We start from the raw sequence: 23,747 nt of genomic DNA, 5'->3' as shown, positions 1-23,747 counted from the left end.
AAAAAAAAGCCCCTCTTGCGGGGGGCTTTGATGCGTCAGGCGACGTGTTGCAAAAATTCCTGCAAACGCGGGCTGGGCGGATTTTCAATTAACTGTTGCGGGTTGCCGTCTTCGGCAATACGACCTTTGTCGATGAAAATCAGACGCGATGCCACTTTTTCGGCAAAGCCGATTTCGTGGGTCACGATCACCATCGTCATGCCTTCTTCGGCCAGATCCTGCATTACTTTCAGTACCTCGTGACGCAGTTCCGGGTCGAGTGCCGAGGTAGGCTCGTCAAACAGCATCAGTTTTGGTTTCACTGCCAGCGCACGGGCGATAGCCACACGCTGCTGTTGACCGCCGGAGAGCTCGGAAGGGTAGTGATGCGAACGCTCGGCAAGGCCAACTTTCGCCAGCAACTCTTTCGCCAGCTTTTCGGCATCCGCTTTATTGGTACCGCGCACGCGCAGCGGGCCAAACATCACGTTTTCCAGTGCCGTCAGATGCGGGAACAGGTAGAACTGCTGGAATACCATCCCGGCTTCCTGGCGGATCAGACGCTCGTCCACTTTCGGATCGTTCACTTTCAGGCCATCCACAATCAGATCGCCGCTGGTGATCTCTTCCAGCTTGTTGATGCAGCGCAGCAACGTGGATTTGCCCGAGCCAGACGGCCCGATAATGACCACTACTTCGCCCTGTGAAATGTTGAGATCGATATTGTGTAGCACCTGGGTTTGACCAAAGTGCTTGGAGACGTTTTTAAATTCAATCACAGGATTTTCATCCTTCCTTCAAGACGACGGAGCACGATGTTCAGCGCCTGGGTAATGATCAGGTAGATCACCCCAACGGCGGTCCAGATTTCCAGTGCGCGGAAGTTGCCGGCAATGATTTCCTGGCCCTGGCGGGTCAATTCAGCCGCGCCAATAACGATAAACAACGAGGTATCTTTAATACTGATAATCAACTGGTTACCCAGCGGCGGCAGCATACGGCGCAACGCCAGCGGCATAATCACGTGGCGAATGGTTTCAACGCGTGATAAGCCCAAAGCGAGGCCTGCTTCGCTGAAGCCTTTATGAATAGACAGCACGGAGCCACGGGTAATTTCAGCGATATACGCGCCCGAGTTGATCATAATGGTGATCACGGCGGCGCTAAACGTATCGATACGGATATCGGGGAAGGCCATTGGCAGTGCGAAGTAGATATACATCACCTGAACAACGATAGGCGTACCGCGAATAACTTCGATAAACACCAGTGCGATGTGGTTAGCGATCCAGCCGCCGTAGGTACGGGCTAAACCGGCCAGCAAACCAATAATAATACCGCCTGCCAGACCGAGGATCGAAATCCACAAGGTCATCTTTGCCCCGTCGAGCAGAAGCGGAATGGCGGGCCAGATGGCGCTCCAGTCAAACTGCATAATATGTATTCCTGTATACCGTGGTGATAAAACACCGCATCTTGCACGCTGCCGTTAAGTCACCTTAACCCTTTCTGCCTGTTACTGCATACCTGGCAGGACGCCGCAGCCTTGCCGTTGCGACGCAACGTAAAAGACACTGTGTTGATATCAGGGGCGAAAACCGCCCCTGAGGTGTAACGCTTTAAATTTTATAATAATTATTTAGGCTCAGTACCGAACCATTTTTTGTAGATTTCGTTATAAGTGCCGTTATCACGCAGGGTTTTCAGCGCGCCGTTCACTTTCTCACGCAGTTCGTCGCTGCCTTTCGGGAAGGCAATACCGTACTGCTGAGCTTCCAGAGACTCACCCACCGATTTGAACTTGCCGTTGCCAGCCGTTTTGATGAAGTAAAGGATATTCGGCGTATCGTGCAGTACTGCATCTGCACGGCCGGTGCCCAGTTCCATATAGGCATTATCGATGTTCGGGAACTGACGCAGATCTTTGGTTTTGATGTTTGCTTTCGCGTAGTCAACAGAACCGGTGCCACTCTTCACTGCCAGCACTTTTCCATCGAGATCCTTCACGCTTTTAACGTCGTCGTTGTTGGCTTTCACCATTACCAACAGACCGCTTTTGTAGTAGCCGTCAGAAAACTCAATGGCTTTTTTACGCTCTTCGGTAATGGTAATACCGGCCAGTGCCAGATCGATGTTTTTGGTTTGCAGCGCAGGGATGATGCCGCTGAAGTCCATCGGCTTCAGTTCGTAATCCAGTTTCAGCTCTTTTGCGATAGCAGCCCACAGATCGACGTCAAAACCAACATATTTACCGTCTTGTTTGAACTCGAAGGGTACGAATGCGGTATCGGTTGCGACGACCAGCTTTTTGTCAGCAGCCTGAGAAGAAACAGCAAAGGCGAGGGCGAGTGCAGCCAGGGAAAATTTCAATACAGACTTCATAGTTTTTCCTTTTGTATCCGGGGAGCGAACCCCTGCGAGAATGAACGCAGTATGAAAAAATCATGCCAGGTTTACAACCTATTGTTTTGTAAAGACGAAGCTTTACACGATTGCACAATAAGTGTAGCAATAATGTCGTGGTGCACCATTTTGAGTCACTGTTTTGGTGCGTTTGGCGACGCGAACCTGTTTTGCTCTTATTTAGCGCAGATTCCGGGCGTAAAACAATCGGCTAATAACAATTTTGTGATGGGATAGTAACGAAGTGGTAACTTTATGAGGGGGGAAGGGCAAAGTGGTGCACTATAAAAGTGCAAACCCTCTCGTCGGGCAACGAGAGGGTCATCAGTGATGCTTATGGATTATTCAATATTGGATTCGATGAACCACAAGAATTTATCCAGATCGCGGGAAGCGGCAGTAAAGATATCGGCCGTATCTTCGTCTTTCGCTTCGCCGATGGCTTTACGCACATCATTCGCAACGATGGCATAGCGGTCAGCCAGCTCTTTCAGGTGATCCTGCACGCTGTGAATATCCAGCGGGTAGCTTTTCAATGCAGTTTTGCTGTTGATCACCTGTGTGGTGCCGAGTGCCACGCCGCCCAGCTGTACCGCACGTTCGGCCATGGTGTCGAGATGATCGACGAGCGCGGTCCGGAAGCCATCCAGCATTTCATGTACGGCAATGAAGTTTGCACCGCGCATATTCCAGTGGGCCTGTTTGGTAATCAGCGACAGGTCAATGAACTGGATCACCTGGCGATTCAGCAACTCAACTGTCGCTTTTTTATCGCTATCCGATACATCGTTACGGGTATAAAGCAGATTAGACGCTTTCGTTTTTACCAGTTTAGCGGTACTCATAATCTCATATCCTCTTGATGTTTGTGTCCCAGGTAATTACTGAAACTAAGTATAGCACCTGATTAACCTTATCAGTTTTGGCTGTGCCTATCAGTTCGATAGCATAATCAAAATATAGGCGTGATTTTTGAGAAGTACCAACTAATCAAATGAATTATAAGAATATTCAAATAAGCTGGATCAGTGAAAAAGAGAATAATTCTATTTGCGAATAAATGAAGGTAAACGTAAAAAATAATTTCTGTACTATTGCGTGGATATCCGGCACAAGCGCCAACTTATGCCGGATAATAAGTGTTAACCTATATCAACTTCTTTAATTCTTGTTTCCCGCCGTAGGGTCAGCGTTGATCCCATCGAGGCAATAACAATAGCCATCAGCGCCAGCACCTGCTGCATGGCCAGCGTTTCACCCAGAAAGACCATACCGGAGATGGCCGCCAGCGCGGGCTCCATACTCATTAGGGTGCCGAAGGTTCGTGTTGGCAAACGGGTCAGGGCAATCATTTCCAGAGAGTAGGGTAAAGCGGTGGACAGAATCGCGACGGCAATTCCCAGCGGTAATATCGACCAGTGCCACAATAATTCCCCGGATTGCAGTGCGCCAAGAGGAACAAAAATCACTGCGGCAATTAACGAGCCTAACGCGACCGTTGCCGGGCCATGTTCTTCACCGGCACGTTGGCCCGCGAGAATATAGATTGCCCAACACGCCCCCGCGCCCAGCGCTAATGCCGCGCCGGTTAAATCCACTTGCGAGACACTGCCACTCAGCGGCAACAGATACCACAGGCCAAGCACGGCAAGGATCACCCAAATAAAATCCACCGGGCGACGGGAAGAAAAAAGCGCTACGGCCAGCGGGCCGGTAAATTCGAGCGCGACAGCTATGCCTAATGGCACCGTCTGAATAGAGAGATAGAACATGTAGTTCATGCCGCCCAACGACAGGCCGTAAAACAGTAGCGGCAAACGTTGCTCGCGTGTGAAGCGCAAACGCCAGGGCTTGAAGATCACCACCAGAATAAGCGTCCCGAGAGCCAGACGCAGGGCTGTTACACCCGGCGCACCGACCAACGGAAACAGCGATTTAGCCAGTGAGGCGCCCCCCTGAATCGAGGTCATTGCAATTAAAAGCACCACCACCGGTACCCATACCGGCATTTTACGAGACAGCCCAGGCATCCTTTCTCCCGTCAATTTTTGTCAACTGAAAGTAAAACAACCAGTCTACTTGAATTACCTGGCGGCTGGTTGAGAGTTTGTTGAAAAAAAACCGCCAAAATTGCGTAGAATAGGTAACATCTGATGGTTAATTAACCTGTCCAATTAGGAATTATCTGGATGAACGTGCCGCTTTGAAAGCATCATAATGGCACGTTGTGCGGGAAAATGACTGTTTTTTGAAAGAGTTGGTCAGCGGTGGAAATGTTCTGTTACATGAAATGCAGTCTTAGACATCGTTTCCTGCAAAGAGTTTCTTAACTATTTTTGATATATTTAAAAACGTAGGACGTAGGATTTACTTGAAGCACATTTGAGGTGGTTTATGAAAAAAATTGCATGTCTTTCAGCACTGGCCGCACTTCTGGCGGTATCCGCAGGTTCTGCAGTAGCAGCAACTTCTACCGTAACCGGTGGTTATGCTCAGAGCGACGCTCAGGGCGTGGCTAACAAAACCAATGGTTTCAACCTGAAATACCGCTACGAGCAGGATCAGAACCCGCTGGGTGTTATCGGTTCCTTTACTTACACTGAAAAAGATCGTACCGAAGACGGCGCTTATAACAAAGCTCAGTACTACGGCATCACTGCAGGTCCGGCTTACCGCATCAACGACTGGGCAAGCATCTACGGTGTAGTGGGTGTGGGCTACGGCAAATTCCAGCAGACTGAAGCTGTTGCTAAAACCGCTGACACCAGCGACTATGGCTTCTCCTACGGTGCTGGTCTGCAGTTCAACCCGATGGAAAACGTTGCTCTGGACTTCTCCTACGAGCAGAGCCGTATCCGTAACGTAGACGTCGGCACCTGGATTGCCGGTGTTGGTTACCGCTTCTAATCGCTTCGGCGATATAAAAAATCCGCCCATGTGGCGGATTTTTTTTGCCTGCAGTTTAGAAAAATCTAGCGGCTATTGCGGGTATCGAACAGGTCCGTGCCCAGATGGTTGTAGTCAACTTTCTGTAACTTAAAGTTTGTAATGTAAACTGGCCCGGCTTTTTGCTCGGAGATGAAGCGGTAAGAATTTTTAATCTGCTCCGCTGCGATACCGGTCCACTGCGAAAAAAAGCTTAAAAAGTCATTTGCGGAACGGCGCGCTTTGATAACCCGATGGTTTTTGTCATCACTGGAGAGCACCAAAAACGGGACCTGGAAATTTTGCTGGAAGTGATCATCATGCGCCAGGTACTGCACCTCTTTGCCGCGCTCTTTAATGCTCAGCCCGTGATCGGAAAAATAGACCATCGAAAAGCTTTCGCCGGTATTGACCAGTTGTGAATAGAGCTTGCCAAGCAGATCGTCGGTTTGTGTCATGGAATAGAGGTAGCATGAGGTTTCTTTCGACTGCACGAACTCGTTGTATTTTCCACCGGTACGATCGCAAGCTTGCGGGTGTGACCCCATCAAATGCAGCACAATCAGTTGCGGTTGGGTACGTTGGGTCGAAAAGACCTGCGCTGTCATTTTCAGCAGATCTTCATCATGGGCGTTTTTGTTAGCTTCGAAATCCCCGTTTTTCAGGAACTGCACCTCATCGGCACGCTTCGCAATGCTGGCAATGGCGGTGTCATATTCACCAATCTGCCCCTGATTAGAAAACCACCAGGTCTGAAAACCTGCCCGGTTCGCCAGCGTCACAAAGTTATCCTGATATTGCGGCTTGCCGTCGACCACGCGGTTTAAGGTCAGCCCGAGGGATTTTTGCGTTGAGCCGCTTGCTGCAACATAATCCATAAACAGCGTGCCGTTTACCTGGCTGGCAAACGGCGTGTTATTCCAGTGACCGCCAAATGCGCCAAGGGCATCGCGACGGGCGCTCTCGCCAATCACCACCACATAAGTATGATATTTCGGTTTGACTGCCAGCACATTCCAGGTGTCTTTCATGCGCGAAAGTTGCGTCATGTTCTCTTGTTCTTTCACCACTTCGAAATGGTTAACCGCTACGTCGCGCACGAAGCGCAGTACCGGCACACCCGTATCGATCAAGCGGAATTCATAACCGTGGAAGTGGTTTTGCACCGGGCCAATAAAGTAAGAGGCCACGCAAAAAACGGTGCCTATGGTGTCCCATTTTAGCCACGGAGTTGTCGGCACCGTGACCCGGCGGCGCAGCGAAACGATACCAAGCGCAAAGATAAAGACGCCAATCGCATAGTGATACCACGGGAAAATGGTCAGCATTTCCGTCGACTCTTCCATATTGGTCGAGTGCAGGGCCAGCAGCGTATTAAAGTTTGGCGCGCCATAAGCCTGGCCGAAGGGAAAATAGCAAGCCGCGACCAGCGAAGTGATGCCAATGACTGCTTTTTGCGCGCGTGGCGCATGACGCCACAGCACCAGCAATGCGCAGGTAAAGACGATGGCGTAAAGCACGCTAAATTCGTAACCCAGCGCAAAGTTAATCAACATTGACTGAAGGAAATAGAAACCCGTCCACGGGTTTATCGTCTGGCTGCGGAAGGCAACGGATTCTTTAAGGATTAGGCTCATTGATGCTATCGCGAAAACGCCATGTGCTCACCCTGGCGTAAGGGTCAAAACCTGCCGGACAGTGCGTGTGAAGAGGGGAGGGGGTCCGCATCTGCGAGCCGCAATTTGTGCAGGGCTGCGCAAAGATAAAGCGAGGCACAAAGAAGGTCAACACCCGGTAACCGGTTGTTTTGAGAGAATGATTGCAAATCCAGCAAAAACACGCAGTTTTTTAGATGAACGAGCCAGTATGGCGGGGAAATGTGACAGAAAAATGAAGCGGCGTACCGCGACGCCGCATTAGTGGGAAGTTTTATCGTGACTCTGCTGCGGCTTACCGTTAATCATGTCGCACAACATAGTAAGCAGCATTAAACGTACTTTAAAGGGAGAGTGACTGAACACGTGTATACACCTCTTAAACTCATTCATTTTATCCTCCTTACGTTTATCCCCTTCGATCCATGAAGAGTGAACGTATTACATACAGATATAGCACAGGCTATATTACATAGCTACGGCTAATACGTTAATTTTTTGTACTGTTTCACGGATGGTTTACAATGGCGCTTCTCTTTTATGATGCTGCACAGGCGTCACTCTGTCAGAGGAAGCACAATGAACCGTCGCGCAGGTAAGCAAACAATAAAAAAAGTGACGCTGGTAAATGTTGAAGAGCATGTAGAAGGCTTTCGTCAGGTGCGTGAAGCGCATCGCCGCGAGCTGATCGACGATTATGTCGAACTGATTTCCGATCTGATCCGTGAAGTGGGTGAAGCGCGTCAGGTTGATATGGCTGCACGCCTTGGCGTCTCACAGCCGACAGTGGCAAAAATGTTAAAACGGCTGGCAACCGTGGGGTTGATCGAGCAAATCCCGTGGCGTGGCGTGTTTCTGACCCCGGAAGGGGAACGGCTGGCGCAGGAGAGCCGTGAACGCCATCAGATAGTGGAAAGCTTTTTATTGGTGCTGGGCGTCAGTGCAGATACCGCTCGCCGGGACGCCGAAGGGATGGAGCACCACGTCAGCCAGGAAACCCTCGAGTGTTTCCGCCGCTTTACTCTGCAACATGAGCACCCGCCTGAATGACACTGCCCTTTTTCCGCGCGCTGGCGCGTGACCGTTTTTTACACCTTTTATTGCTGATCGGCATCGCACTGAGCTTTTTCGTTCCCTTCCGGCCAAAAGCCTGGCCAGGGGCGATTGACTGGCACACGATCATCACGCTGAGCGGGTTAATGTTGCTCACCAAAGGGGTTGAGCTGAGCGGCTATTTTGATGTGCTGGGGCGGCGCATGGTACGGCGTTTTCATAGCGAACGACGTCTGGCAATGTTTATGGTGCTGGCAGCGGCGCTGCTTTCCACCTTTCTTACCAACGATGTGGCGCTATTTATTGTTGTTCCGCTGACCATTACCCTGAAAAAGCTGTGTGAAATTCCGGTCAACCGTTTGATTATTTTTGAAGCGCTGGCGGTCAATGCAGGATCGTTATTGACGCCGATTGGAAACCCGCAAAATATCCTGATGTGGGGGCGATCCGGGATGTCATTCCTGGCGTTTATTGGGCAGATGGCGCCGCTGGCGCTGGCCATGATGGCTACACTGCTGGTGCTGTGCTGGTTCTGTTTTCCCAACAAAGCTCTCAGTTACCATAATGGCACTAAATCGGCGAACTGGCAGCCGCGCCTGGTGTGGAGTTGCCTGGGCTTTTATCTGGCTTTTATTACCGCGCTGGAACTCAAACAAGAGCTGGCAGGGCTTGCCATTGTGGCGGTCGGTTTCCTGCTGCTGGCGCGGCGGGTGGTGCTGAGCGTTGACTGGACATTGTTACTGGTGTTTATCGCCATGTTTATCGACGTGCATTTGTTGATCCAACTCCCTGCGCTGCACCAGATCCTGAACAGCACCAGTCAGCTTTCACCCGCAGGTTTGTGGCTGACAGCAATTGGTCTGTCGCAATTTATCAGTAATGTTCCTGCCACTATTCTGCTGCTGAACTATGTGCCGCCAGACACCCTGCTAGCGTGGGCGGTTAACGTCGGCGGGTTTGGCTTATTGCCTGGGTCGCTGGCTAACCTGATTGCATTGCGCATGGCCAATGATCGGCGTATCTGGTGGCGTTTTCATCTCTACTCTCTGCCACTTTTAGTGTGGGCAGCGCTGGTCGGCTACGGACTATTCTTATTCAGATAGTGCTGATTTGTCAGTTTATCCTGGCAAATGTATAGCAACCGCCTAACTTTAGGTAGCGGTGCATCTCTGGCACCGTTACCTGACAGGACTGTTGCGATATATGGCCGAAAATACAACGCATCCTGACGATGTTCAGGAAAATAACAACGAAAGCCCCCGTAAACGCCCCGGAAAAAAACCGCTGACTATCCTCGCCATTGTCGTTGGCGTGATGGTAATTGTTGCGCTGGTGTGGTGGTTGTTAACCCGTAACCAGGAAACCACCGACGACGCCTTCACCGATGGCGATGCAGTGACCATAGCCCCCAGGGTGGCCGGTTATGTCACCGAACTGCGGGTGAAAGATAACCAGCGGGTGAAAAAGGGCGATCTGCTGGTGAAAATCGATCCGCGCGATGCCCAAGCCCAGCACGCTCAGGCGCAGGCTCAGTTAGGCCTGGCTACTGCGCAATTGCACCAGGCGCAGGCCCAACTGGCACTGTCGAAAGTGCAATATCCGGCGCAACGTGATGAAGCCCGCGCACAGGTATTGAAAGCGAAAGCCGACCTTGCCAATGCCGAAGCCGCCTACCGCCGTCAGCGCGGCGTCGATCCTCGCGCCACAACTCAACAGAATATCGACAGCGCCAATGCACAGTTGCGTAGCGCTCAGGCCCAGCTTGCCAGCGCTCAGGCGCAGCTTGAGGTGGCGGAGCAGGTGCAGTTGCAGATCCGCCAGCAGGAAACCAACGTCGAAGCGCGCCAGCAACAGGTGGCGCAGGCGAAAGCCCAGCTGGAAACCGCGTCATTGAATTTGTCGTGGACGGAGGTGCGCGCGCCATTCGATGGCTTTATCACTAAACGTAATGTGCAAAATGGCACGCTGGTGCAGGCGGGCAGCGCCCTGTTCTCACTGGTGTCACCTGACGTGTGGGTTGTCGCGAACTTCAAAGAATCTCAACTGGAGCGCATGCGACCGGGTAATAAGGTGAGTCTGAAAGTCGATGCCTGGCCAGACAGGGAGCTGGAAGGGCATATCGACAGTATTCAGCAGGGCAGCGGTTCAAAATTTGCTGCCTTCCCGTCGGAAAACGCCACCGGAAACTTTGTCAAAATCGTGCAACGCGTGCCGGTAAAAATCGTCATTGATAAGGGTCTGGATCCGAATAAACCCTTACCGTTGGGCCTCTCCGTTGAACCGAAGGTAACGCTGGAATGACCGATCACAGCCACGATAACTGGCGTCCGGCCAGTAACCCGTGGGCGGTGGCGTGGGTCGTCACCCTCGCGGTGTTTATGGAGATCCTCGATACGACCATAGTCAACGTGGCTCTGCCGCATGTCGCCGGGTCACTCTCCGCCAGTTATGACGAATCCACCTGGGTGTTGACCAGCTATCTGGTGGCGAACGGTATCGTGTTGCCGATTTCCGCGTTTCTCAGCCGGGTATTTGGCCGTAAACAGTTTTTCCTGATCTGTATTGTGATGTTCACGGTCTGCTCGTTTTTGTGCGGTATTGCCACAGAGCTATGGCAAATCATCCTGTTTCGTATCCTGCAGGGCTTCTTTGGCGGGGGGCTGCAGCCCACGCAGCAGTCGGTACTGCTGGATTACTTTAAACCGGAAGATCGCGGCAAGGCGTTTGGCCTGTCGTCGATCGCGGTGATTGTGGCACCGGTGATGGGGCCAACCCTTGGCGGCTGGATCACCGACAACTACTCATGGCGCTGGGTCTTTTTTATTAATATTCCAGTCGGGATTGTCACGGTCCTGGCGATTTATCAGTTGCTGGAGGATCCGCCCTGGGAGCGTAAATCGAAGAAAAAACTCACCATTGACTGGCCTGGCATTGGCCTGATTGGGCTGGGCCTCGGCTGCTTGCAGGTGATGCTCGATCGCGGTGAGGATGAAGACTGGTTCAACTCCGACTTCACCCGCATTTTTGCTGTGCTGACAGCGGTGGGTATTGTCGGGGCTATCTACTGGCTGGTGTATGCGAAAAAACCGGTGGTGGATCTGCGCGCAATGACAGACAGAAACTTTGCTGTCTCCAGCTTGCTGATGGCCGGGATGGCAATGGTACTTTACGGCAGTTCGGTAGTGATCCCGCAACTGGCGCAGCAGGACCTGGGGTATACCGCCACCTGGTCCGGGCTGGTGCTGTCGCCGGGCGCCGTCCTGATTGTGTTGACCATTCCACTGGTACTGAAGTTGATGCCGGTGGTACAGACGCGCTGGATCATCGCGTTCGGCTTCTTCTGCCTGGCGGCCTCGTTCTGGTGGTCGCGCACGCTCACGCCGGATATCGACTTCACCACGCTGATGCTGTTCCGCAGCGCGCAATCCATCGGTCTTGGGTTCTTGTTTGTTCCGCTGACCACCATCGCGTTTGTCACTATACCCCGGCAGCTCAACGCCGATGCTTCAGCGCTGTTTACCATGTTCCGCAATGTCGCCGGATCGATTGGTATCTCGCTGTCAACGGCGGCGATAACCGAACGCTCGCAGGCCCACAGCGCCCATTTGTCAGAACAGACGTCGCCGTTCAACGAGTCGTTCCAGCAGGCGTTACGGTCATCGGCCGAGGCGATTCGCCATTTCACCACGCTGGCAGGCGACCCGCTCGCCACCGCCACCGGGCAGATGTATAAAACGATGATCGCACAGTCTCGGTTTCTTGCTTATATCGATGTCTTTACGCTGCTGAGTGTGGTGGCGTTAATACTGATCCCCTTTTGTTTATTGCTGTCGCCAGTGAAAAGCGAAGGCAGCGCAGGAGCACATTAATATGCCAGGGCGTCTTTCTGTCATCTTTCTCTCTCTGTGGCTTGCAGGCTGTGCCGTCGGGCCGGATTACCAGCCCGCGAAGCCGCAAACGCCCGCCCGCTTCAACGATCCGGGCGACAGGTCAGCCGCGTCCCGCACCTCTACCCAGGCGGTGAATAGCCGCTGGTGGACGACTTTTCGATCCGCGCAATTGAACAGCCTGATCGAAAGAGCCATTACCGGGAATTTATCCTTGCAGCAGACCGTGCTGCGTATTGCCGGTGCGAGGGAGCAAACTGCGCAGGCAAGCGGTGCTTTGCTGCCTGCGGTCAACGGTTCGCTAAAAGGCACCCGCCAGCAGTTGGGGCTTGAGGGTGAACTGAAGTCCAACGATGTTTATGGTCAGTTAGGAAATGCCGATCCGGCGATTACCAGTGCGCTGGGGGCGTTAACGCAGCCTGTGAACCTTTATCAAGGCAGCTTTGATGCCCAATGGGAACTGGATCTGTGGGGCAAGGTACGTCGTCAGGTTGAAGCGGCGCAGGCCCAACAGCAACAGGCGATTGAACAACGTAACGATGCCTTAGTTTCGCTGGAAGCGGAAGTGGCGCGCAGCTGGCTACAATTGCGCGGTGCGCAAAGCATTATTGCCACGTTGCAAACCCAAATCGACAGCGCGCAGCAAACTTTCGAACTGACCGATAACCGGCAAAAAGGCGGTTTAGCGCCGCAACTGGATGTCGAAAATGCCCGTGCGCAGCTGGGTAATCTTGAAGCGCAACTACCGCAGTATCAGGCGCAGGAGCGCCAGGCCATGAATGCCCTGGCGATCTTGCTGGGCAAAGCTCCCGGCGCGCTGGATAGTGAACTGCGTCAGCCGCAGCCGTTGCCCGCGTTGCCAGAAATTGTGCCGACCGGTATTCCTTCCACCCTGGCGCGTCGCCGCCCGGATGTGCGTGAGGCAGAAGCGAGCTTGCATGCCGCCACGGCACAGATTGGCGTCTCGGTGGCGCAGCTGTTCCCCAGCTTTAGCCTCAGTGGTCAGTTTGGTCTGCGCAACTCGGATGCCGACTGGCTGACCGACTGGAGCAGCCATTTCTACAGTTTCGGCCCGCAAGTGTCGATCCCGATTTTCCAGGGTGGACGGCTGGTTTCCAGCGTCAAGCTGGCGCGGGCGCAGCAGGGCGCAGCTGTGCTCAACTACCGGCAGACGGTGTTAACGGCGCTGGGGGATGTGGAAAACGCGCTGGTCAGCTATCGCACCGATCAGCGACGGGAAGCCGGGCTGGAGAAAACAGTCACCGCGTTGCAGAACGCCTTTTCTCTGGCCAGCGACAGCTACCGCAAGGGCATCGCCAGCTTTATCGATGTGCTGGATGCTCAACGCCAGTTGGCGCAGGCGAGCCAACAGCGTGAGCAGGCGCGCGTGCAGAGCAGCCTTGACCTGGTGGCGCTGTATAAAGCGCTCGGCGGCGGTTGGGAACCCTATCAAAATGTGCAACTCCCTGATTATTCAGTGTTTGGTGAGGCACCTCGCGGATAATCAGAGAATTGGGCAAGAAACAGGCAGGATCCTCACATTCGCGCCTCGGGAGGATTGCGTATAACTGTCTGCGTCAACGAAACCGATTAAGGAGACGCCAACATGCGCTACAAAAAACTGGGCAATACCGGACTGTTTGTTTCTGAATTATGCCTCGGCACCATGACGTTTGGCGGTGAAGAGGGCATGTGGGGCCAGATTGGCCAGCTACAGCAGACAGAGGTCGACACCCTGCTGGGGCGAGCGCTGGATGCAGGCATCAACTTTATTGATACTGCGAACGTTTACGCCAACGGGCGCTCGGAAGAGATGACCGGCCAGGCGCTGAAAAACCTGAAAATCCCGCGTGAAAACGTGGTGATTGCCACCAAAGCGTTTGGCGAAACCGGCACTGCCGGGGTCAATTCGCGCGGGAGTTCCCGCTACCACATTATTCATAGCGTGAAAGAGAGCCTGCGGCGGATGCAGCTGGATCATATCGATCTCTTTCAGTTACACGGTTTTGATCCCGCGACGCCAATGGAAGAGACGCTTGCCGCGTTGGATAACCTGGTTCAGCACGGTCATGTGCGCTACATCGGCGTATCGAACTGGGCGGCGTGGCAAATCACCAAAGCATTGGGCATTTCGGAGCGCCTTGGACTGGCGCGGTTTGCCTCGCTACAGGCTTATTACACTATCGCCGGGCGCGATCTGGAACGCGAACTGGTGCCAATGTTGCAAAGTGAAGGCGTAGGGTTAATGGTCTGGAGCCCGCTGGCAGGTGGCTTGCTGAGCGGTAAATACAGCCGCGACGGGCAGGGCGAAGCGGGGGCGCGTCGGCTGACGTTTGATTTCCCGCCGGTGAATAAAGAACGGGCATTCGACTGCGTGGATGTAATGCGCGTGATTGCAGACAGCAAAGGCGTTTCGGTGGCACAAATTGCGCTGGCCTGGCTGCTGCACCAGCCGGTGGTCAGCAGTGTGATTATTGGCGCGAAACGCGAGTCTCAGCTTGATGACAACATAGCTTCGACCGCTATTCATCTGACGGACGACGAGTTGCAGCAACTGGATGCGGTGAGTGCTCTGCCGCGTGAATACCCAGGGTGGATGCTGGAGCGTCAGGGCGAGTACCGTCGTCATCAGTTGCAACAGCAGTCACGCTAATTCTTCTGTCGCTCGGTGTGCCGGGTAATATGGCACACCATCTTTTCTCTTCTCAGGCCGGTTCAGGCGAAGCTGCTCACCCATTAATCTTCGAAAACCGTCACAAAAACGCACTGACTTTTTTGCCCACTTTTTCGCCTTTGTCTATATGACTAGTCATATGTATGAAATGACTAGTCATGGAGAAAAGTGATGAACAAAACGTTACCGACCGGCTTTTTATGGGGAAATTCCGTTTCCAGCATGCAAACGGAGGGCGCATGGAACGAGGGTGGTAAAGGGAGGTCGGTCTACGATATTCGCGAAGCCAGTGAGTTTGCCTCCGACTGGAAAGTTGCCACGGATTCGTATCACCGTTACCAGGAAGATTTCGACCTTATGCAGGATCTGGGCATGAATTGTTACCGCTTCCAGATTTCGTGGAGTCGGGTTTGCCCACAGGGAGACGGCGAGTTCAATGAGGAAGGGATCGCGTTTTACGACCGCTTTGTCGACGATTTGTTGGCGCGCGGCATTGAGCCCATGATCTGCCTTTATCATTTCGATATGCCGCTGGCACTGGCACAGCAATATAACGGTTTTGTCGACCGTCATGTGCAGGATGCCTTCGTACGCTATGGCAAAAAGATGATCGACTGCTTCGGCAGCCGGGTGAAGTACTGGCTCACCTTTAACGAGCAGAATATCTACCATATGCCGGGGGCGTTTCAGGTCGGCGGCTATTTACAGGGCGAGAAAACGCTACGCGAGCTGTACCAAATTCAGCACCATGTGATGATGTCACACGTGCTGCTCACCCATTATTTGCATGATACGCAACCGGGGAAATTGATGGGCGGTATGCTGGCCCATCAACTGGTCTACCCGGCGACCTGCAAACCGCGCGACGTGTTCTGCGCCACGCAATATGACGAATTCCTCAATCAGAACCTGCTGCGGGTGTTTGCCGGGCAGGGCTACAGCCCGGAAGTGCTGGCCGTGGTCGACAGAGAAGGTTTCCGCGATATCTATTGCGATGAAGATTTGCGGCAAATAGCGCGCATGAAGAATGATTTTATGGCCTTCAGCTATTACGCCAGCAAAACGCTGGATAGCGACGCTATTGCGCCGGGCACGCCGGTTAATTACTACCTGGAACAGGGCGATAAAGCTAACCCCTGGCTGCAAGCCACTGAATGGGGATGGCAAATCGATCCGCTGGGTTTTCGCGCCATTATCACCCGTTATTACAACGACTGGCGCTTGCCGGTGTTCCCGATTGAGAACGGCATTGGCGTGATTGAAGAGTGGGATGGCGTTAACCCGATCAATGACGACTACCGGATTGCATACCACCGCGATCACCTGCAAGCGATGCAGGAAGCCATTTTCGAGGATGGTGCACAGGTTCTGGGCTATCTCGGCTGGGGCTTGATTGACATTCTTAGCTCGCAGGGGGACATGCGTAAACGCTACGGCGTGGTGTATGTCAACCGCGACAATCATGACCTGAAAGATATGCAACGTGTACCGAAAAAGAGCTACCGCTGGCTGCAACAGGTGATCCGCAGCAACGGCCGCGACATGTAAACGTGACGGATTGAGGGAGGCATCACGATGTCTGGTACGAAAATCACGCCCAATATGCAGTCGTTTGTCGATAAGTTTGTTGATTTCTCCGCCCGTCTGGCGAATCAGGTGCATTTGCGTTCTCTGCGCGACGCGTTCGCCGCCGTGATGCCGATTTTTATTCTTGCCGGGCTGGCAGTGCTGATCAATAACGTGATTTTCCCCTGGGTTTTGGAAGGGGAAACGCTGGCGCGCTTTAAGGTATGGGGTGAAGTGGTGATCAACGGCACGTTGAATATTGCCGCGTTGTTGATTGCCCCCATGACCGCATGGTCGCTGGCGCGCAATAAGAATTTCGATAATCCGGTTTCAGCGGTGGTCATTGCGCTGAGCAGCTTTATTATGATGATGCCCATGCAACTGGAGGTTGTGCCGGCAGGCGGCAAAACCACCGTGACGGTCAGCCAGATGCTCTCCTTTATTAACATTGGCACGACCGGGATTTTCGCCGGGGTTATCATCGGCCTGCTCTCCACGGAGTTGTTTATCCGTGTCGCCAGCGTGAAGCGATTCGAAATATCACTGGGAGATAATGTCCCGTCAGCGGTGGGAAAATCGTTCTCGGCGTTGATCCCAACTATCATTACCTTGTCTGTGTTCGCGATCATTGCGGCGCTCCTGTCTAACTTTCTGCACACTGATTTGATCCACCTGATCACCACGCTGATCCAACAACCGTTGCGGCAAATTAATACCAGTTTGCCGGGTACGTTGTTTATTTACAGCTTTGGTAACTTCTTGTTTACGCTGGGTATCCACCAGACGGTGGTCAACGGGGTGATCCTTGAACCCTTCTTATTGATTAACACCAACGAGAACATGCTGGCGTTTGCCAACGGTCAGCCGATCCCGCACATCATTAACAGCATTTTTGTGCCCACGTTCGGCATGATTGGCGGCACTGGCAGTACCCTGTCGTTACTGTTGGCGATCTTTATTTTTGCCCGGCAGAAATCGTCGAAGCAGGTCGCTCGCCTCGCCATCTCACCGGGTTTGTTCAACATTAATGAGCCGGTGATTTTTGGTTTACCGATAGTCTTTAACCTCCCGTTGATGATCCCCTTTGTGCTGCTTCCGGCGCTGGGGATCTGGTTTGCGTGGCTCTGTACCACGCTGGGCTGGATGTCTCGTTGTGTGGTGATGATCCCGTGGACCACGCCGCCAATCCTCAGTGCCTGGCTGGCAACGGCAGGGGACTGGCGGGCAGTGGTGGTACAGTTGCTGATCATCCTCTTTGGTGTATTCTTCTACCTGCCTTTCCTCAAAATTTCTGAGAGGGTGGCCTTAAGAAACAATGGGATAGAAGAATAAACCAGAGGAAGGGCGATGGCGGCGAAATATATCACAATAGCGCGGGAAATTAAGCGGCGGATCCTGAGCCAGCAGTACGCAGCCAATGCACCGTTGCCCGATCAGTTTGCGCTGGCCGCCGAGTTTGCCTCCAGCCGGATGACCATCCAGCAGGCGATGCGCCAGCTCATTGTCGAAGGGCTGGTCTATACCCGCCAGGGGCAGGGCACGTTTATTCGCAAAAATTTTCTCCAACACTCGCGCTGGGATCTACCGGGCAGCGATTACTTTGGCGCGACCAAAACCTGGGAAAATGTTGGCGAAGTGACCAGTAAAATCATTCGCTTTGAGTTGCGTTTCCCGACGGAAAAAGAGCAGGCTTCGCTGCTGGTGGGGCCAGACGAACCCGTCTATGACTTCAATCGCTTGCGTTTACTGGAAGGTGAACCGGTGTCGCTGGAGTTTACCCTGATGCCGGTCAGCCTGGTGCCTGGGCTGAATCGTGGGCATCTTGAAAGCTCCGTCTTTCGTTATGTGCAGGAAGAGCTGGCGCTGAAGATCATGGGATCGTATCGCATCGTGCGTGCGCTAAAGCCGGGTACGGAAGACAAACGCTATCTCAACTGCGATGACACCGATCCGGTACTGGAAGTGGAACAAGTGATCTATCTGGAAGACGGCACGCCGCTTGAGTACGCGCATTGCCACTACCGCTACGATCATGGCGGAGTTATCGTGGTTAATAACGGGGGATAGTTGGCGAATGGCGAGGCGTTAACCGGCCTGCGAGGTGTGCAGACCGGTTAACACTGCCCTGTGAGCGTCATGCTACCGGGCAGGAAAATGTTACTTAGTTCAAACGTACCGGCATACCGGAACGGTTCTGTACCGCCTGATCGACGATATTGGCATCGACATCTGGCTGGTTAGTCACCGTCTGCACCGCTTTGGTCAGCGCAATCGGCACAATCTCACCACCTGTGAACTGGGCTTCGGTAGTCGACAGGGGATTATGCACTTCGATATAGCGGCTGCCATCCGGTTCGGTGGTCGCTTTTACCGGCTCGTCAATAAACTGCACGCGCGTGCCGACCGGTACGTTTTCGAACAGGAACTTGATGTCATCATTACGCAGACGCACGCAGCCGTGGCTTACGCGCAGACCGATACCGAAGTTCGCATTGGTACCGTGGATTGCGTACAGACGGCCGATATAGAGCGCGTACAGACCCATCGGGTTATCCGGGCCGGCCGGCACGACAGGCGGCAGCGGTTGACCCATTGCAACATATTCCGCATGCATTTTGGCGGTTGGGGTCCAGGTCGGGCCAGCTTTTTTACGTTCGACTTTGGTGGTCCAGGCAATCGGCGTATCTTTACCCAACTGACCAATACCGATCGGCAGTACGATTACCGTGTTGGTGCCTTTCGGGTAATAGTAGAGGCGCATCTCCGCACTGTTGATCACGATCCCTTCGTGAACCGTATCCGGCAGGATCAGCTGCTGTGGAACATTCATCACAGTGCCGCCTTTCGGCAGGTAGGCATCAATGCCCGGGTTTGCTTCCAGCATGTTGGACAGACCCATCTGGTATTCCGCCGCAAAATATTCCAGAGGCTGTGTATTGCCTTCCGGGATAGTCACGACCTGGTTCTGGCCAATCACACGGCTGCCATCAGTCGGCAGCGGATAAGTAACAGCAGACGCGCTTTTGCAAAATCCCACGACAGCAAAGGCTGCCGCAAAAAGGGTAGTTAATTTCATGTTCATCTTATGCAAGATTATTGGCAAACGGGCCGTTGGGTTGAGAATGCAGGAAGCGCATTATATGTGCATTCCACCGTCCAGGGAATTCAGATGTGTACGAAATCACACTTTTTTCCCTTTGCTTGCAGTTTAGCGGGCTGACAGTGGGCAGGAATCTAATTCGGATTTGTGGCATAATATGGTGTTTGTCACATATTTCAGGATACTTCCGTGTTAGTTACCAGCAACGTCACCATGCAGTTCGGCAGCAAGCCGCTGTTCGAAAACATTTCCGTCAAATTTGGCGGCGGCAACCGTTACGGCCTGATTGGCGCCAACGGCAGCGGCAAATCCACCTTTATGAAAATCCTCGGCGGCGATTTAGAACCGTCGCTCGGTAACGTCTCGATCGATCCGAATGAGCGCATTGGTAAATTGCGTCAGGATCAGTTCGCCTTTGAAGAGTTCAGCGTGCTCGACACGGTTATCATGGGCCACGCAGAACTGTGGGAAGTGAAGCAGGAGCGCGACCGCATTTACGGGCTGGCGGAAATGAGCGAGGAAGATGGCTACAAAGTTGCCGACCTCGAAGTGCAGTATGGCGAAATGGATGGCTACTCAGCTGAAGCCCGCGCCGGTGAACTGTTGCTCGGCGTCGGTATTCCGGTTGAACAACACTATGGCCTGATGAGCGAAGTGGCTCCCGGCTGGAAATTGCGTGTGTTGTTGGCGCAGGCGCTGTTTGCTGATCCGGACATTCTGCTGCTCGATGAACCGACCAACAACCTGGACATCGATACCATCCGCTGGCTGGAGCAGGTGCTGAACGATCGCGACAGCACCATGATCATTATTTCGCACGACCGTCACTTCCTGAACATGGTCTGCACCCACATGGCGGATCTCGACTACGGCGAACTGCGTGTCTACCCCGGCAACTACGATGAGTACATGACGGCCGCCACCCAGGCGCGTGAACGCCTGCTGGCGGATAATGCCAAGAAAAAAGCGCAGATTGCCGACTTGCAGTCTTTTGTCAGCCGCTTTAGCGCCAACGCGTCCAAATCGCGCCAGGCCACTTCTCGCGCCCGTCAAATTGATAAGATCAAGCTGGAAGAAGTGAAAGCATCCAGCCGTCAGAACCCGTTTATCCGTTTTGAGCAGGACAAGAAACTCTTCCGTAACGCGCTGGAAGTGGAAGCCCTGACCAAAGGGTTTGATGACGGTCCGTTGTTTAAAAACTTCAACCTGTTACTGGAAGTGGGCGAGAAAATTGCCATTCTGGGGGCGAACGGCGTGGGTAAAACCACAATGCTGAAAACGCTGGTGGGGGAACTGCCTGCCGACAGCGGTACAGTGAAGTGGTCCGAAAACGCGCAGATTGGTTATTACGCGCAGGATCATGCAGAGGATTTCGACAACGATTTGACCGTCTTTGACTGGATGAGCCAGTGGAAACAAGAAGGCGATGACGAGCAAGCGGTGCGCAGCATCCTTGGGCGTTTGCTGTTCAGCCAGGACGATATCAAAAAGCCGGCGAAGGTGCTCTCCGGGGGCGAAAAGGGCCGGATGCTGTTCGGTAAGCTGATGATGCAAAAACCGAATATTCTGGTCATGGATGAACCCACCAACCACCTGGATATGGAATCCATTGAGTCGCTGAACATGGCGCTGGAGATGTATCAAGGCACCCTGATCTTTGTTTCTCACGACCGTGAGTTTGTCAGCTCGCTGGCAACCCGTGTGATTGAAATTACGCCGCAGCGCGTGGTGGATTTCAGCGGGAATTATGAAGATTATTTGCGCAGTCAGGGCATCGAATAAATTTACCGTCGTCTTTCACGCCGCAGGTGTGTTGGCTGCGCGCTCGTACCCCGGTCACTTACGTGAGTAAGCTCCCGGGGATACTCGGGCTTGCCGCCTTCCTGCAGCGCGAAATACTTAGGTAAATTGGTGGGCATGCCTGATGAGCCGGAGAAGGCCTGGCTGTGGTTCTGTCGGGCAAAACATTTTTTCACGCCGCAGGTGTGTTGGCTGCGCGCTTGTACCCCGGTCACTTACGTGAGTAAGCTCCCGGGGATACTCGCGCTTGCCGCCTTCCTGCGGCGCGAAATACTTAGGTAAATTGGTGGGCATGCCTGATGAGCCGGATAAGCCTTAACGCTATCCGGCTTTTTGTTTTACGCGAACACCCATTCGGTGGCCGCCACGCCGTTAATCAATAACTGGCGCTTATCCCCTGCCGGCAACGTCACTTTCAGCGCATTCCACGCCGGACGATAGTCGCCGCGGGTTTCGACGCGTAAATCCACCGTGCTGCCTGTGCAGCCCATTTCCCAGGTCAGCCACAGTGCATTACCCTCTTTATAGCCCCAGGACTCTCCATCATCTTCAAACAACATACCGCTGGAACGCCCCGTACCTTTCACCGGGAAGAGCTGCAATTCGCGGGTGTTATCTGCTTTTGCGTCCACATGCGTGATCCGCTCGCTCAGGGGCAGACCTGCACCGGCGCGCACCAGCAGCGGCAGGGTTTCCAGCGGCGCCGCCAGCGTCACCCACTGACCGGGCGCATACCAGTTACCGCTGTAAAAATCGTACCAGCCCGTATCGTTGGCAGGCAGCCAGACACGGCGCTCGCGCTGGCCCGGCTCAACAACGCTGGCGACTAATATGTCGCGACCCAGCAGGAAGTCATCACACTCTTCAAAGGTCTGCGCATCGTGCTCATGATCAAGGAAGGTCGGGCGCAACATCGGTTCGTCGTCCGCGTGTGCCTGCCACAACAAGGTGTACAGATAGGGCAGAAGACGGTAGCGCAACTCAATGGCGCTGCGGATCGATGGCGTGACAGCCGGGTACATCCAGGGTTCGTTCACCGTCTGGTCATCGTTCCATGAGTGAATGGTGAAACGCGGGTGCATCACACCATTTTGTACCCAGCGCACGAACAGTTCTGCATCTGGTTTATCGCCCGAAAAACCGCCCACATCGTGACCCACATTATAAAGACCCGACAGGCTCATCCCGACACCCATTCGGGTGTTATAGCGCAGGGTATCCCAGTTGGTACGGTTGTCGCCGCTCCAGGTCTGCACATAACGCTGCATTCCGGCGCAGCCGGAACGGGAAATCAGATACGGGCGCTTGTGCGGAGCAAAACGCTGCTGCGCTTCCATTGAGGCGCGCATCATCAGTAACGGCATTACCGGGCGGATATGTTTGATGGCGATGTCACGGCCAAACCCCTGGCAACGCGCTTCGCCGTCCCACACTTCAAACTCGTTATTGTCGTTCCAGGTAGAGTCAATGCCCATTTCCAGTAGCTGCGTGGTAACGCCTTCCTGCCACCACGCAATAGTCTGCGGGTTGGTGAAATCGAGGTGAGAGCCTTCATCATCCCAGAAGCTTGAGCGTTCCGGCGCATCCGCCTCGGAGTCGCGAATAAACAGCCCTTTTTCTGCCACTTCACTGTAGCGTGGGTGATCCTGCAACAGACAAGGCTTGATATTCGCCGCCAGTTTCAGTCCGGCCTCGTGGAACGCCTGGGTCATTACTTTCGGCTGCGGGACTTTGTCATAGTTCCAGTTAAAGACGTAGCGCTTACCGTTGATCGAGGTGTAGCCGGAAGAGAGCTGGAACGAGTCGCACGGAATAGCATGCTCTTCGCACAAGCGAATAAAGTTCATTAACTGGTTTTGCGCATCCGGGGCATCGGTGTAATGCATCGTTGAGCCGCTATAACCTAGGCTCCATTTCGGGCCGAACAGGGTCTTACCGGTCAAACGCACAAACGCTTTGGTGACATCCAGCGCGCGCGTGCCGGTAAAGAGGTAGTAATCAATATCGCCGGCTTCTGCCTGCCAGCGACGATACGCGGTGTGATAATTATCGATCTCGTTGCCGAGATCCAGCCAGCAACTGCTGAGGTTATCGTAGAACAGACCGTAGCTGATATCATCGCGACGGGTAAGGGTAAACGGAATATGTTTATACAGCGGATCCGTGCTGGCAGCGTTATAACCCATGGCATCCAGGTTGCGCATTTCATAACGCTGGCCGTTACGTTGCAGGTTGCCCGCCTTTTCACCGAGCCCGTAAAACCGTTCCTCTTTTTTACGGCTGAGATAGTGCGCCACGCCGTCGCCGTGGGCATTAACCAGATAAGCGCTGGTTGGGCGATCGCCTGCCAGCCACTGCCACTCTCCGGCGTCATTACGGTAGTGCCACTCCAGCCATAACGGCTGATGAACCGTAACCCGCAACTGCTCGCTTTGTAGCGTTAATGTTTCTTGCTGCTGGCTCAGTGACCAGGCGGGCAGGCTAAAGCCCGACAACTCTTCACGTGCACGGCCTTCCCACGGCACGTCATCTTTCGGGGCAATGCTCCAGGTTCTGTCCAGCGCCAGCTCGCCTTTACGCTTTAGCAGCACGCGGAACAGATTTTCCTCCAGCACATACAGGCACAGGGTGTGTTGCCCGTCCACCAACAGTTCAACATGGTGATCGGCCTGCTTTTGTAACGTCCAGTTCTTCAGGGTTTTCAT

20 protein-coding genes are annotated in these 23,747 nt (G+C 53.5%); 11 read left to right on the top strand and 9 right to left on the bottom strand.

The window, feature by feature from the left end; translation table 11 throughout:
• Positions 1-35: 35 nt before the first annotated feature.
• The 5 genes from glnQ to rhtA form a co-directional block, all read right to left on the bottom strand.
• On the bottom strand, positions 36-758 hold the full coding sequence (gene glnQ / locus ACUY4S_RS15660) for a glutamine ABC transporter ATP-binding protein GlnQ (RefSeq protein ID WP_312688400.1): 723 nt from the start codon (positions 756-758) through the stop codon (positions 36-38).
• Positions 755-1,414, bottom strand: coding sequence for a glutamine ABC transporter permease GlnP (glnP, locus tag ACUY4S_RS15655; protein WP_312688402.1), 660 nt, complete (start codon positions 1,412-1,414; stop codon positions 755-757). The genes glnQ and glnP overlap by 4 nt, the downstream gene beginning before the upstream one ends.
• Positions 1,415-1,614: 200 nt before the next feature.
• The gene (gene glnH, locus ACUY4S_RS15650; protein ID WP_312688404.1) at positions 1,615-2,361 is read right to left on the bottom strand and encodes a glutamine ABC transporter substrate-binding protein GlnH; all 747 of its coding nucleotides are present in this window, start codon (positions 2,359-2,361) and stop codon (positions 1,615-1,617) included.
• Positions 2,362-2,723: 362 nt separating this feature from the next.
• Entirely contained in the window at positions 2,724-3,227 is a 504-nt protein-coding gene (gene dps, locus ACUY4S_RS15645; RefSeq protein WP_312688406.1) for a DNA starvation/stationary phase protection protein Dps, read from the bottom strand.
• A gap of 297 nt (positions 3,228-3,524) precedes the next feature.
• On the bottom strand, positions 3,525-4,412 hold the full coding sequence (rhtA, locus tag ACUY4S_RS15640; RefSeq protein WP_458021640.1) for a threonine/homoserine exporter RhtA: 888 nt from the start codon (positions 4,410-4,412) through the stop codon (positions 3,525-3,527).
• A 364-nt stretch (positions 4,413-4,776) separates the two neighbouring features.
• On the opposite strand from rhtA, the gene ompX reads away from it, so the two are divergent.
• Positions 4,777-5,289, top strand: a complete 513-nt coding sequence (gene ompX / locus ACUY4S_RS15635; RefSeq protein ID WP_312688410.1) for an outer membrane protein OmpX — start codon at positions 4,777-4,779, stop codon at positions 5,287-5,289.
• Positions 5,290-5,354: 65 nt separating this feature from the next.
• On the opposite strand, the gene ACUY4S_RS15630 is transcribed toward ompX, so the two are convergent.
• Positions 5,355-6,944: a phosphoethanolamine transferase gene (locus ACUY4S_RS15630; RefSeq protein ID WP_312688412.1), complete on the bottom strand. Its 1,590-nt coding sequence runs from the start codon at positions 6,942-6,944 to the stop codon at positions 5,355-5,357.
• Positions 6,945-7,223: 279 nt separating this feature from the next.
• Positions 7,224-7,355 carry a manganase accumulation protein MntS gene (mntS, locus tag ACUY4S_RS15625; RefSeq protein ID WP_312688414.1) on the bottom strand — a complete coding sequence of 44 codons (132 nt, stop codon included), beginning with the start codon at positions 7,353-7,355 and terminating at the stop codon, positions 7,224-7,226.
• 186 nt (positions 7,356-7,541) lie between these two features.
• Here mntS and mntR point away from each other — a divergent pair, with 186 nt between their 5' ends.
• The 9 genes from mntR (at position 7,542) to ACUY4S_RS15580 (ending at position 18,209) form a co-directional block, all read left to right on the top strand.
• Positions 7,542-8,012: a manganese-binding transcriptional regulator MntR gene (gene mntR, locus ACUY4S_RS15620; RefSeq protein WP_312688416.1), complete on the top strand. Its 471-nt coding sequence runs from the start codon at positions 7,542-7,544 to the stop codon at positions 8,010-8,012.
• On the top strand, positions 8,009-9,118 hold the full coding sequence (locus ACUY4S_RS15615) for an anion transporter (protein WP_458021639.1): 1,110 nt from the start codon (positions 8,009-8,011) through the stop codon (positions 9,116-9,118). Before mntR ends, ACUY4S_RS15615 begins: the two co-directional genes overlap by 4 nt.
• 100 nt (positions 9,119-9,218) lie before the next feature.
• Entirely contained in the window at positions 9,219-10,316 is a 1,098-nt protein-coding gene (locus tag ACUY4S_RS15610) for an HlyD family secretion protein (RefSeq protein ID WP_458021638.1), read from the top strand.
• Positions 10,313-11,884 (top strand): DHA2 family efflux MFS transporter permease subunit, encoded by a 1,572-nt coding sequence (locus tag ACUY4S_RS15605; protein ID WP_458021637.1) that lies wholly within the window; start codon positions 10,313-10,315, stop codon positions 11,882-11,884. The genes ACUY4S_RS15610 and ACUY4S_RS15605 overlap by 4 nt, the downstream gene beginning before the upstream one ends.
• A 1-nt stretch (position 11,885) precedes the next feature.
• On the top strand, positions 11,886-13,406 hold the full coding sequence (locus ACUY4S_RS15600) for an efflux transporter outer membrane subunit (protein ID WP_458021636.1): 1,521 nt from the start codon (positions 11,886-11,888) through the stop codon (positions 13,404-13,406).
• A 102-nt stretch (positions 13,407-13,508) separates the two neighbouring features.
• Positions 13,509-14,555 (top strand): aldo/keto reductase, encoded by a 1,047-nt coding sequence (locus ACUY4S_RS15595; protein WP_312688426.1) that lies wholly within the window; start codon positions 13,509-13,511, stop codon positions 14,553-14,555.
• 192 nt (positions 14,556-14,747) lie between these two features.
• A complete protein-coding gene (locus ACUY4S_RS15590; RefSeq protein ID WP_458021635.1) occupies positions 14,748-16,124 on the top strand; it encodes a glycoside hydrolase family 1 protein in 1,377 nt (458 codons plus the stop codon).
• Positions 16,125-16,151: 27 nt separating this feature from the next.
• Complete coding sequence (locus tag ACUY4S_RS15585; protein ID WP_458021634.1) at positions 16,152-17,474, top strand: PTS sugar transporter subunit IIC; 1,323 nt, start codon at positions 16,152-16,154, stop codon at positions 17,472-17,474.
• Between the two features lie 15 nt (positions 17,475-17,489).
• Complete coding sequence (locus ACUY4S_RS15580; RefSeq protein ID WP_312688432.1) at positions 17,490-18,209, top strand: GntR family transcriptional regulator; 720 nt, start codon at positions 17,490-17,492, stop codon at positions 18,207-18,209.
• Positions 18,210-18,303: 94 nt separating this feature from the next.
• On the opposite strand, the gene ldtB is transcribed toward ACUY4S_RS15580, so the two are convergent.
• Complete coding sequence (ldtB, locus tag ACUY4S_RS15575; RefSeq protein ID WP_312688433.1) at positions 18,304-19,224, bottom strand: L,D-transpeptidase; 921 nt, start codon at positions 19,222-19,224, stop codon at positions 18,304-18,306.
• 207 nt (positions 19,225-19,431) lie between these two features.
• Between ldtB and ACUY4S_RS15570 the strand changes: the two genes are divergently transcribed.
• Complete coding sequence (locus ACUY4S_RS15570; protein ID WP_312688435.1) at positions 19,432-21,024, top strand: ABC-F family ATPase; 1,593 nt, start codon at positions 19,432-19,434, stop codon at positions 21,022-21,024.
• A gap of 356 nt (positions 21,025-21,380) precedes the next feature.
• On the opposite strand, the gene ACUY4S_RS15565 is transcribed toward ACUY4S_RS15570, so the two are convergent.
• Positions 21,381-23,747, bottom strand: coding sequence for a glycoside hydrolase family 31 protein (locus ACUY4S_RS15565; RefSeq protein WP_458021633.1), 2,367 nt, complete (start codon positions 23,745-23,747; stop codon positions 21,381-21,383).

The organism is Kosakonia beeri, assembly GCF_054165705.1.
This window is presented reverse-complemented; position numbering and strand designations above follow the sequence as displayed.